We start from the raw sequence: 9,305 nt of genomic DNA on the forward strand, positions 1-9,305 counted from the left end.
AAAATGCTTCTGAAAGGTATGGCATTAATAAATTTGAGCGGTATTCTCAATGGTTATTTGATGATAAACGACTTATTCCTGTTCGTCATTATCCTGGCTCTGCTTTATTTTCTTTGATTGCTAATAATCCTTCTGAAACCGCTAAACGCCATCAATTTTGGCAACAATATCAAGGGGATAAAGTTCGAGGTTTACTTGAACTTACGAAGCAATTTGCTTCTTAATTTTTTAGATTTTACACTATCTTTTTCAGGATGATTTTCTACCATGAAAACAAACACAAACACCAAAAGATTTCTAATTTTAGGTAGTAGTTTAGTTATTGTTGGGGCTACGGCTTTACCCGGGTCAGCTAATTTTCTTTTAAGCTCTTTACCCCTTTCTCTCTTAAATGGTTCTTTGCCAAATACTTTGTTAGGAGGTGGATTTCCCACTTCTTTGTTAGGGGAGTCTTTACCCATTTCTTTTTTACCTTCCTCTTTTTCTTCTACTAATGTTTTAACCAATCAAATCTCAGGGTTGCAATCTCAGTTGACTAGCTTTTTCAACAACTTTGGCAATTCCCTGAAAATCTGGAATCCTCAACTTCAAGGACAGGCTATTTCCGTAACTTTGGGTTCATTAGGTTTGCCAGATTTTAATGATTTTGAGTTTAACCTTGAGACTATTTTTACCAACAACGGAGAATACCTCTCCATTGACGAAGCTAAGCATACTGGGGTTCGCCAAGCGACTCGCTCTCATGCAGCACAAACCTTAAGCAGTTCTGGACAACAAACTGTTATTGACCGCCAAACTCAGATCCAAGAAGGAGTCCGTGAAATAGATAATCAGGCCATCGCTGCTCGATACACCAATAATCAACGTAATCTTCTTAAGCGCATTGCTATTCAGAACGCTCAGCAGGGAATGTTGTTAGGGACAGTTGGCTCTGAAATGACCCAATTAAACGTTAAACAAGATTTAGCTAATTATAACCTTGCCAATATTTCTGAAGCTATTGATAGCCAGAACTTAGCTCGTCAAAGTGATATGCAATCCGCTTCTTTGAGTGTGTTGGAAATCTCTGCATTATTAAGGATGGATTGATATGTGGTTACTTGCAAATGTTTTGAAATCCCAGGTAGTTCTACAAGGTAGTAGTGCTACTCAACAGGCTGTTTCTCAATCCCTAAATCAGTTGTGGAATAGCACCCTTAACTCTACTATGTACAACGGTATAGCAGAAATCGGTGTTTTATTTTTTACTGGGACTATTGCTATCTTCCTTTTTAACTGGGTTAAGGGGGTGTTGCAAGATGGCAACAACTTTGTCCCTTGGGAACAATGGATTCTTCTGGCAGTGGCAGTGGCTTTGTTAGCCAACCAAGGGGCATTGATGCGAGATTTAACTTTTTCCATGCGCGATTTAATGAATGCTACTAGTCAAAAAGTTTTGCAATCCAGTTCTGTTAACGGATTAACTGCAATTGACGCATTTAACCAAATCTCAAGCGGAATAGGGGTTCAATCTTGGTACGACCAGCAGGTTCAGACTTGCCAAGCTATTCCTGATCCGGTTCAACAGCAAAAATGTCTCGATGATGCCCAAATTCTATCTCAACAATTTGCTCAACAACAAGGAAGTGGCAACCTTGTTAATAAGCCTGGCATTTTATCAGGATTTGCTTCAGCCATTGAAACGGTTCTGGTGGGATTGCTTTTAGCTTTAGGAGTAGCTGTGCAATGGTTGGTAGAAATTTCTTGGATACTGACGGCCTTTGCTGGTCCCATTGCGGTAGGAGGAACGTTATTACCTGTTAAACAAAAGTCCTTATTTGCTTGGTTGATTGCTTTTTACTCTATCGGACTGTATAAGTTGTTTTTCAATATCCTCGTTGGAATGGTGTCAATGGTTATGCTCGAAGCCAATAGCCTCAATAGCTTGGTATTTTCTGTTGCGGTTGGTTTGCTCTCTCCCGTTTTGGCTCTAGTTTTAGCTGCTGGTGGCGGAATCGCTACCTTGACCAGTTTAGGTTCGATTGGTGGTGCTTTGGCAGGTGCTGTTGTCTCTGGAGGAGCTTCTCTTGCTCTGGGTGGGGCAAAAATGGCCGCCCGTATGGCCGCTCATCCTGCTATGCGTCGCATGGGGTCAGCTTATCAAAATAATGTTCCCCCTTCTGTTCGTAAACGCATTCGAGGTCGAGTTCGCGATGCTACAACCCCAGTCTTTTCTAAGAGATAGTTAAATGAGTTTATTAGACAAAGCCAAATTACGAGGCACATCAGATTCGGTTTCCGTTAAAGATGCTTATGGCAAACTGGTTCTCGTTTGTCTGGGAGGAACAGGATTAACGTTAGTTTTTCAATTGGCATTAATGATTGGTATTTTTCGAGTAGGCAATAAACCTCCCCCTACCTTAGTCCAATTAGCCAGTGGCGATTCTATTTCGGTCATTCCTATTGATTCAACCCAACGCACTGACGAGTCTATTCTGACGTTTTTGAACGACATTTTTACTTTGACTTTCACTTGGTCTGGAACCATGCAAGACAAGAACCAACCTGGACAATTTATTGTCGATTCTGGCATTGATGTCACTGCTGAAAATGGTCAACGAATTGGTAAAGTTCCCACAACCGTTTGGGAAGCTAGTTTCTCTCTGGAGCTTAATTTCCGTCAAGAATTTTTACGTCAAATTGCCGAATTAGTTCCTCAGTCAGTTTTTACCCAAAAAACTAATGTCGCTTTTGTTCCTGTTTCCTTTTCTACTCCTGAAAAAGTTTCCAATGGTCGTTGGAAAGTTCGTTTAGTTTCTAATCTTTTGTTTTTAAAAGATTTAGGTCAAGTAGCGGAAGTTGTTCCTTACAATGTTGACATTTATGTTCGGTCGATTGTTCCTCCTAATCCTCAATTAATCGACAGTTTAACTCAAACAACTGACACTAAAACTTTGACAACTTTAGCTCAACAAGTAGCCCAAATTCGTCAAGCTGGTTTAGAAATCGATTCTATTATTCCCTCCCGTCGCGAGAATTTAAAATAACATGAATTCCCCTCAAAATTATTCAACTGAAGATATTTATACTTTGCTTGAGTTAAATAACACTCACCTAGATTCAACTCAAGCTCCTAATCCCCAACCTAATTCAACTGAGGATATTTCTCATGAATACTCATCTCAAGAAAATAAGAAAAAATCAAAGTCTTTTGCTAAAAATCCTTATGCTAAGTTAGGGTTAATTACTTTAGTTGTTGGAGCTTTTGCTGTTTTCTTGGGACTTCTTTTTTCTCAAGGTAATTCCATTTATTCTTCTTTTTCTAATAATTCAACTTCAACCACTTCCCCTACCGGATCACAACAAACCAAAAACCCTGATGATACAACAGATACCTTAGAAGAACGAAATGCCAAATTATCAGGAGAATTAGCTTTATCTCAGCAGAATGACCAAATCAAAGCTATCAAAGACCAGTTAGACAATAGACAAGATGTTCCTACCGTGACGGTGGAGAAACCTTCAGTTTCAACCACTCCTCCCCCTACTGTTGTTAGGAATCAAGTTCCCCCTACTCCGGTTCGTCCATCCCAACCCCTTCCCTCTGTCTCACCAGTAGTTCCCCCTTCTCGTCCTGTTTCTCAGACAAAACCCAGATCCCCATCACCCCCACCTTTAACCTCTACTCAAGTAACAGATCCTCTGGAAAAATGGCAACAATTAGCCCAATTAGGTAGTTACGGTGGAGGTCAACAAGTTAATCAAAGGCTAACTTTGACAAAGAAGCAACCCGAAATTGAAGCACTTGATACTCCCGAAACCACTATCATTACTCAACCTCTAGCACTCTCTTTACCCCTCGGACAAAAAGTATCAGGGGTTCTTAGCACACCTATCGCTGTTCCTGTTGCTCAAAGAAATGCTACGAATTTTGCTTTCATGGTGACCTTAACTGAACCTCTTCAAAGCCATCACCATGAAACGGTGTTACAACAAGGTTCAACGGTTATTTTTGCCGTCTCCTCCGTTGAGAGTGGCATTATCAGTAGTCAAGCTGTTGCTGTCATTAGTGATGGACAAGAATATCCCCTTGAATCCGAATCCCTGCAAATTCGATTAAGTAATGGTAGTCCTCTCATTGCCAAATTAAAGGATAACTATTCCGGGGAACTCGCCAGACGAGATGGGGCTACTTTTATTATGGGAGCGTTATCTCAAGTCGGTGAATTTACTAATCGTGCTACTTCGACTTCTACTTTTAGCGGTTTGGGTGGCACCTCTTCGACTTCTACTTACAATGAACCTAATTATGTCGGTGCCATTTTAGAAGGAGGGTTAGGCCCTCTCGGTGAACAATGGCAACAACGGAACCAACAAGCTATTCGTGAAATGCAAAATCTTTCCCGTCTTTGGTGGCTTGATGCTGGTGCTGAGGTTCAAATTTGGGTTACTCGTTCTGTCGAGTTAGGAGAGGGTAATGCTCAAAACCGTTAATTGTTTCATGTTATTGGCAGTGCTGACCATCCCTTCTGCTAATTTAGCCATTGCTACGGAACCTCCTCTATTAAGAGTAGTTAAAACTGCTACTCAGGGGCAAGCTAATCAAATGCACCCTATTAGCATTGGTTTAGCTAATGGTTATGGTGTTACCCTTTCTTTTTTACCTTCTCAACAGGTGATTACCAAAGCTTGGTTAGACAATCCTAACTTTGTCACCATCGATGGTGATGGATGTCTGCAAGGTCTTCCTGGTTCCCTTAATTGCGATGGCCCCGGTGCTAAAGTCCTGCATCTCAAACGCATTAATGACCTACAAATTCCTGGTTTACCCGCCACTAATACCAGTTTGTTAACTGTTGTCACCACTGGAGCGGATGGGGGTGGCATTTACCTTTATCGAATTAATAAAGCCACTAAACCCAATTCTTTAATCTTTGAGATGGTTCCCCCCACTCCCGAACCCTCGACCTTGACTTCTCCTTTAATTACTCAATTAGAACGGGGTATTAAAATTGCTTCCTCTCAGAAAAATATTGAAGATTGGGATAATCTAAAGCCTAAGCTGCGTCGGGTTCTTATTTATCTTCAACAAGGTCACCCTTTAAGTAAATCTCTTAATAATTCTCAAGTTTCTTGGCAACAGATTGGACAAATTTTAGAGTTAGGAGACGAGAAAAAAAGTGACTAATAAGCGACTTTTTTTGTTTTTAACAGGATGGGGATGGTTTTGGGTCTTAACTTGGATCTTGCTTGTGGTGAGGTCTTAAGTCATAGAAGTTTTCAATTGGATAGACAAATCTTTAAGCAATAGGACAAGGGGGACAAGGGGGACAAGGGGGACTTTGTTGGAGAAAAAACTCCCTGTCTCCCCCCTCTCCCTTGTCTCCCCCCTCTCCCTTGTCTCCCCCCTCTCCCTTGTCTTCCCCATCTCCCTTGTCTTCCCCATCTCCCTTGTCTTCCCCATCTTCCTTGTCTTCCCCCTCTCCCTTGTCTTCCCCATCTCCCTTGTCTTCCCCATCTTCCTTGTCTTCCCCATCTTCCTTGTCTTCCCCATCTTCCTTGTCTTCTCTAACTAGAAATATTAGCGACTCAACTGAAAAACGCTGTCATGCCCAAAACTATTATTGAAGTTCCCTCAAACTTCGCCTTCACTAATAACAATCAAAATAATCAATTAGTTAATGCTTTATCTAATCCTATGGCCTTAACGTTAATTGCCATTTTCGGATTATATGGAGTTTTGAGTTTAGTGGGAGATGGATCAAAAAAAGGGAAACTTTCTACTGCTTATTGGGGGGGAACCAATGAAAAAAACAAGGCTGCTAAAAAAGCCCTTTCTCAAATCAACTCTCCCACTCGCAACAGTGCTTCTTTGTATATCGGTACTCCTGACCCTGTACTTCTAAAATTAGAAGAACAATGGTTATCCTCTGGACTCAATTTTAACCACCAACGAAAAGCGGCCTCTGCTCCCATTTATATCCCTGATATCCAACGAGGGGTTTTTGTGTCTGGGGCTGCAGGAACTGGTAAAACTTTCAGTGTTGCCGACCCTTGCATTCGCTCTGCTTTAGATCAAGGTTTTCCTACGTTACTCTATGACTTTAAATTTCCCACCCAAAGTAGTCGGGTAATTGCCTATGCTCTTAAACGAGGCTACAAAGTTCGATTTTTTACCCCTAATTTCCCTTTTTCTGATGTTTGTAACCTTCTCGACTTTTTAGAAAATGAAGAGGATGCGGTGGCTGCCGGTCAGTTAGCCGAAGTTATTGCTAAAAACATCGACTTAAATGCTAATGCTTCATCAGATAAATTTTTCGAGGATGCTGGAGCCACTCTTGTACAAGGTATCTTCTTATTAGCTAAAGCTGTTGCGGCCAAATGTGGTAAACAATATGCTGACCTGATGACCTGTGCGGCCATCTTATCTTTACCCCAACTCGGGCTACGCTTAGGTTATTCGAGAGAACAACAACAGTTTCCCGTCTGGACAATGCGTCCTCTAGCTCAGTTGATTTCTGTTGCTTCTGCTCCTGAAACAGAAAGTTCTATCATTGGTACAGCACAACGCACCTTTGAGAAATTTCTCAAAAAAGACTTTATTGGAGCTTTTAGTGATGATTCTACCATTCCTTTAGATTTAGACGGCAAAACCCTTCTTGTTTGTGGTCTAGACCGTAATAACCGCGATATTGTTGGCCCCTTGATGGCTGCAGTCATTCATATGATTGTTTCGCGGAATGTTTCTCGTTCTCAGCCGAGAAAAGACCCGTTGTGTGTCTTTCTTGATGAGTTACCCACCCTTTACTTGCCAATGCTCTACGAGTGGCTCACTCAAAACCGTGAAGATGGTTTTTGTGGCATCGTTGGTTTTCAAAATTTAGCTCAATTAGAGAAAGTTTATGGTAAAGAAGTGGCCAAAATTATTATTGGTAATTGTGCCACCAAATTTATTTTTAATCCCCAAGAAGTTGAGTCAGCAGAATATTTTTCTAAGGCGTTAGGAGAATTTGATATTCTTTATTCTACTAAATCTCGTTCTCGTAATTCTGGTAAAAGTAGTGGCGGTTCTCGTTCCCGTTCTGAAAATCGTCAAAAACGTAATTTATTTGAAATTTCTCAGTTTATGAAATTGGGTAAAGGTCAAGCCATTATTATTAATCCCAATTATCAACGAGGCGATGAAGAATATATCCCCATTAAACAAAAGATTAAAGTTCCCCAAGATGACCTTAATGAGATGATGTGGTCACAGGAACAATGGCCTAAATTATGGGACTATTTTTCTCAACAAAATCATCAATCCATTGATGATGAAAAACGCCGAAAACAATTTGAAGAACGTTATGAATTAGTTAATAGTCTCTTTCCTTTACCTCCTTCTGATGACCAGAATAATTCTCAGTCTTCATCTAATTCTAATCCCCCTTCACCTAATGATTCTCCTCAAGATTTTTCTATTCATAATCTTGATTGTTAATTATTAATTGTACATTGTTTCATTATCAGAAATGTCTAAACATATTTCCCCCCATAAACTTGACCAAACTTTACCTAATTTCCCCATTGATTACCATCCTCAAATTATCGAATTTTTTGACCAAAATGGCGTTTTATTAACTCAAACTCCTTTAGGTCAAATTGATTATCCTCGTCCTCAAAACCATCAAGCTCAATATTTAGCCATTTATTGTGATGGTGAATTATCTTTCTTCTCTGAGGAGGGAATAATTTTATTAAACCGATTGGGCAATTTAGCTCAAGGTCTTTTGATTAACTAAGGAGATATTATGGCATTCATTAATGATAATAATTCAAGAGAAATACAGCAAATATATCTAAATATTTTGCAGAATATCAAACCATTATCTTTTGATAGATATTGGGATGATGATGATAACGAAGAGACTCAAAACTCAGAAAACTCTTCTCAATCTGACCCCCCAGAACAGGACAATTATTCTCAATCTCCTTCATCTAATTCTTCTCAGATTTCTCTAGAGAAAGAAAAAGATCAGTCTAGCAGTGAACAACCATCCTCTCTTTTGTTTCAAGTTACTCAAAATGGAAACTTTGTTGATGAAATTGAGTTAACTCAAGATGGTATTAAATCTAAAAAAAATACTTCATCTTCTGAACGATTATTAGCACAAATTGAGATTCTTCAATCTTTACCTGAAGGAACTATTCTTCCTTCTGCTCCTTCTATTCAAGTTCAATCCTTTGAAAAACAAGGGGATAAGATTCTTTCTGAGCAAGTTCTTTTATCTACAGATCCACAAGGTAAAATTACTAAAAATACTTTATCTCCTTCTCCTCAAAAGACTGGCACACAAGTGATTAATGAGCAACTGTCTTTTTTACAAGATAATGCCGTTTCTCAGTATTTAGAGAATTTAATTGAAACTCGTGTTAACGAACGACTTAATTCTCTCTCTCCTGACCTTCAATCTTTTAGACAACAAGAACCATCAAATGTCAAGTGGTGGCAACAATTCTCTCAAAAAGGACGGCAAATTTTATCTAATTTCGCCAAAGAACATCAACACAAACAAATAGCTAAGAAACTTTATTATTTATCTTCTAAAAATATTAAATTTGGAGAAGCTCGTTTTTCTCAAGATGGTTATACTATCCTCCGCCAACCTTTAGGAAAACAACAACGTTACACTGTTTTTAATGCTAATGAGCAACCTATTTTGGCTTTTGATGTTAATCAACAAAAACGCTTATCTATTATTAATAATAATTTGAAGGCTGATGATGCTAAAACTCTTTTAAATCTTGGAAAATCTAAGATTAATTTGTCTCAACAAAAACAAAATTTGGAAAATGCTGCTTTGTTTACTAGAGCTAATCTGCTTGCTGAGCAATTAGTAAACATGGCTCAAAAACAGCAACAATCTATTAGAAAAAGTGGTGATTCTTATAGCCTTGCTATTGATCTTAATGGTGATGTAGAAATATCAGCACCCGGACGGGGTGTTATTTATCATCAAACTTATCAAGGTAATACCCCTATGACTACCAGTTTAATGACTGATACTGATCTAACTTTTTTTGAACGTCAATTTCAATCTTTTCAGCAACAGTCTTCTTTTTCTTCTACTCAAACTCCTGCTTCTACTCAGACTCCTGCTTCTACTCAGACTCCTGCTTCTACTCAGACTACTACCCCTACTTTCTCTCGTCGTCGTTAATTCTCCAGATCATGATAGAAAAACTTTTTAAATTACTTGGTGTTTATCAAGCGGTGATCGTTGATTTTCCTCTAAGCGATCGCTCTCTAGTTTTCCAACAATTCAAGCAACTTAGTGAAAGATTGG

At 39.2% G+C, this 9,305-nt stretch carries 10 protein-coding genes; 9 read left to right on the forward strand and 1 reads right to left on the reverse strand.

Translation table 11 applies throughout. From position 1 onward, the window contains the following. From P9B04_RS09080 to P9B04_RS09105, 6 genes are all read left to right on the forward strand, one after another. Positions 1–224: hypothetical protein (locus P9B04_RS09080; protein WP_342054665.1), on the forward strand; the 224-nt coding region annotated here is incomplete at its 5' end. A gap of 43 nt (positions 225–267) precedes the next feature. Next, positions 268–1,089 carry a hypothetical protein gene (locus P9B04_RS09085; protein WP_342054666.1) on the forward strand — a complete coding sequence of 274 codons (822 nt, stop codon included), beginning with the start codon at positions 268–270 and terminating at the stop codon, positions 1,087–1,089. A 1-nt stretch (position 1,090) separates the two neighbouring features. After that, on the forward strand, positions 1,091–2,224 hold the full coding sequence (locus tag P9B04_RS09090) for an NAD/NADP transhydrogenase subunit beta (protein WP_342054667.1): 1,134 nt from the start codon (positions 1,091–1,093) through the stop codon (positions 2,222–2,224). 4 nt (positions 2,225–2,228) lie between these two features. Beyond that, positions 2,229–3,026: a hypothetical protein gene (locus P9B04_RS09095; protein WP_342054668.1), complete on the forward strand. Its 798-nt coding sequence runs from the start codon at positions 2,229–2,231 to the stop codon at positions 3,024–3,026. 1 nt (position 3,027) lies between these two features. Continuing rightward, positions 3,028–4,473: a TrbI/VirB10 family protein gene (locus tag P9B04_RS09100; RefSeq protein ID WP_342054669.1), complete on the forward strand. Its 1,446-nt coding sequence runs from the start codon at positions 3,028–3,030 to the stop codon at positions 4,471–4,473. Then, the gene (locus P9B04_RS09105; protein WP_342054670.1) at positions 4,457–5,167 is read left to right on the forward strand and encodes a hypothetical protein; all 711 of its coding nucleotides are present in this window, start codon (positions 4,457–4,459) and stop codon (positions 5,165–5,167) included. Before P9B04_RS09100 ends, P9B04_RS09105 begins: the two co-directional genes overlap by 17 nt. A 75-nt stretch (positions 5,168–5,242) precedes the next feature. On the opposite strand, the gene P9B04_RS09110 is transcribed toward P9B04_RS09105, so the two are convergent. After that, positions 5,243–5,533 carry a hypothetical protein gene (locus tag P9B04_RS09110; protein ID WP_342054671.1) on the reverse strand — a complete coding sequence of 97 codons (291 nt, stop codon included), beginning with the start codon at positions 5,531–5,533 and terminating at the stop codon, positions 5,243–5,245. A 54-nt stretch (positions 5,534–5,587) separates the two neighbouring features. Between P9B04_RS09110 and P9B04_RS09115 the strand changes: the two genes are divergently transcribed. Genes P9B04_RS09115 through P9B04_RS09125 form a run of 3 tightly spaced genes read left to right on the forward strand, consistent with a single transcriptional unit; the run spans position 5,588 to position 9,179 of the window. Further along, entirely contained in the window at positions 5,588–7,459 is a 1,872-nt protein-coding gene (locus tag P9B04_RS09115) for a type IV secretory system conjugative DNA transfer family protein (protein WP_342054672.1), read from the forward strand. A 31-nt stretch (positions 7,460–7,490) separates the two neighbouring features. Then, positions 7,491–7,760, forward strand: coding sequence for a hypothetical protein (locus tag P9B04_RS09120; RefSeq protein ID WP_342054673.1), 270 nt, complete (start codon positions 7,491–7,493; stop codon positions 7,758–7,760). Between the two features lie 9 nt (positions 7,761–7,769). Continuing rightward, the gene (locus tag P9B04_RS09125) at positions 7,770–9,179 is read left to right on the forward strand and encodes a hypothetical protein (protein ID WP_342054674.1); all 1,410 of its coding nucleotides are present in this window, start codon (positions 7,770–7,772) and stop codon (positions 9,177–9,179) included. The last annotated feature ends 126 nt before the right edge of the window (positions 9,180–9,305 follow it).

The sequence above is a fragment of the Crocosphaera sp. Alani8 genome (genome assembly GCF_038442745.1).
GTDB lineage: Bacteria > Cyanobacteriota > Cyanobacteriia > Cyanobacteriales > Microcystaceae > Crocosphaera.

Excerpts from the sequence above, each read along its gene's own strand:
- P9B04_RS09085 (WP_342054666.1), top strand. The coding sequence starts at position 268 with ATGAAAACAAACACAAACACCAAAAGATTTCTAATTTTAGGTAGTAGT.
- P9B04_RS09090 (WP_342054667.1), top strand. The coding sequence starts at position 1,091 with ATGTGGTTACTTGCAAATGTTTTGAAATCCCAGGTAGTTCTACAAGGT.
- P9B04_RS09095 (WP_342054668.1), top strand. The coding sequence starts at position 2,229 with ATGAGTTTATTAGACAAAGCCAAATTACGAGGCACATCAGATTCGGTT.
- P9B04_RS09100 (WP_342054669.1), top strand. The coding sequence starts at position 3,028 with ATGAATTCCCCTCAAAATTATTCAACTGAAGATATTTATACTTTGCTT.
- P9B04_RS09105 (WP_342054670.1), top strand. The coding sequence starts at position 4,457 with ATGCTCAAAACCGTTAATTGTTTCATGTTATTGGCAGTGCTGACCATC.
- P9B04_RS09110 (WP_342054671.1), bottom strand. The coding sequence starts at position 5,533 with ATGGGGAAGACAAGGAAGATGGGGAAGACAAGGAAGATGGGGAAGACA.
- P9B04_RS09115 (WP_342054672.1), top strand. The coding sequence starts at position 5,588 with ATGCCCAAAACTATTATTGAAGTTCCCTCAAACTTCGCCTTCACTAAT.
- P9B04_RS09120 (WP_342054673.1), top strand. The coding sequence starts at position 7,491 with ATGTCTAAACATATTTCCCCCCATAAACTTGACCAAACTTTACCTAAT.
- P9B04_RS09125 (WP_342054674.1), top strand. The coding sequence starts at position 7,770 with ATGGCATTCATTAATGATAATAATTCAAGAGAAATACAGCAAATATAT.